This window comes from Haemophilus sp. 27098_8_127 (assembly GCF_041433495.1).
Taxonomy (GTDB): Bacteria; Pseudomonadota; Gammaproteobacteria; order Enterobacterales; family Pasteurellaceae; genus Haemophilus_D.
In genome coordinates this window covers 1-1,742 of sequence record NZ_JAPWBP010000023.1, presented here as the reverse complement: position 1 = coordinate 1,742, position 1,742 = coordinate 1, and the positions used below count along the sequence as shown (strand labels likewise).

The 1,742-nt window shown below is 38.5% G+C and carries 1 protein-coding gene; it reads right to left on the bottom strand.

Features of this window, described 5'->3' with window-relative positions; genetic code table 11:
• The coding region (locus O3746_RS10300; protein ID WP_371449031.1) for an ESPR-type extended signal peptide-containing protein at positions 1-1,532 on the bottom strand (1,532 nt) is incomplete at its 3' end.
• Between the last annotated feature and the right edge of the window lie 210 nt (positions 1,533-1,742).

The following is a 1,742-nucleotide window of genomic DNA, read 5'->3' as shown; positions in this document are numbered from 1 at the left end:
CCAGTATCGCCTTTTAGATCAGGGTGTTTTTTAATGTAGTCCGCATCAAGGCTAAATGTAAAATCTCCGCCACCTTGATTAACTTTAATACCATCGCCACCGATAAATTTAACTAGATCACCCGCTTTAATTGGTTGCTCAACACGTGTTCCGCCTCCGTTACCAGCAGCGGTTGCTTTCCAGAAAGAATTATTAATGGCATTGGCAACCTGTTCCGCAGTGGCAAAATAATCACCATATTGAGAAATCCCTACTTTTCCTGCATGTTGCCCATTGTTGAATACTGTCAAATTTGTTTTATTAACATCAAACTTAATCTTGTTATTAGAAACTGTTGCTGTAGTACCATTACCATTGATGAAATCAACTGTATCACCAGCATTGATGATTGAATCACCTTTTCCATTACCTTGTAATTTCCAGCCAGCTTTTTTCAATGCCGCTACTAAATTTTTAGCAGTAACCACCCCTTCTTCTTGATCAGTAGGTTCTTCGTATTCGCCCGTTGTTTCATTTGCCTTCACTGATCCTTTTTTCACACTAACGGTATAAGTATTGGTATTGTTATTTTGAGCGTTAGCTTCTTGTGTTTTATTGGCGGTAACTAACCCATCGCCAACAACATGTGTGCCAACTGCATTTACGGTGAAATTCGTACCGCCATCAGATCTCTCTGACTCCGTAACATTAGCTATATTTGTGCCTGCCACCACATAGCTTTTAGATCCTTTTGACGGTTGAATTGTATTCATTGCTTGTACTAAAGCATGGAGTTGAGAACCGTTAATTGCGTCAGTTGAATCTTCTGATACGCGACCTGCAGCAACGTTTTGAATTTGACGGTAGTTATAATTATTAGTTGCGGTTTTATCGATCTTATCAGACCAGTGCCCTCGACCATCATGCTGACGATTTCCAGGAATCCAATCATTAACAGCTGCACCAGAACCAATGGAAAGGACTGATGTGTCGCTACTTGCTTGACCAGCATAATTGTAAGTTTTATTTCCAATGGTGATAGATTTAGCATCCTCACTTGTATGAGCCCCAGATACTTTTGAATAAGCTCCCAGTGCGACACTTCCTTTTGTAGTCTCACCAACTTTAGCATTAAAACCAATAGCGAGCGCATTGGCTGTATTCGTTACATTTGCACTCCCCCCGATCGCGATAGAGTGGTGCACCTTACTTGTTATTATTCCTGTATCCGTACCCCGTTCTCCGGTATGTGCCGAAGCTCCGCCTTGTGGACCTGAAGCATCACTTTTCTCACCGATTATTAATGTTGTTGAATCACCAGCATCCCAAGCATTGGCGTTTACTGAATAAGCCGTAGCTGATGTAGAAAATAAACTTGCAATAATGGCAGTACTGAGAGTGGTTAAATAAAAAGTTTTTTTCAGTTTACTTTCGCCACTTGGCTGACTGATAAGTTGATTTGTTGACGATTTAACTTGTCCACGCGCCAATTCAGATGCTACCACCCAATTTTGGGTGGCATGATTCCATAGAACCTTATAAATTTGATTCATACAATATTTTTCCTTAGATAATTAATTTACATAATATTATATAATAACATAACGTTAGCTAATTCATTATGGGATGCCACTTAATCTCAATATAATAAAAAATAGCTCGCAAATTATACTCCTCACTAATATACATTTTCAATAATTTTTTTTGCTTTATGTTTTGAAGGCAAAACATAAATACTCCAAATATATTTATCTCATTAATAT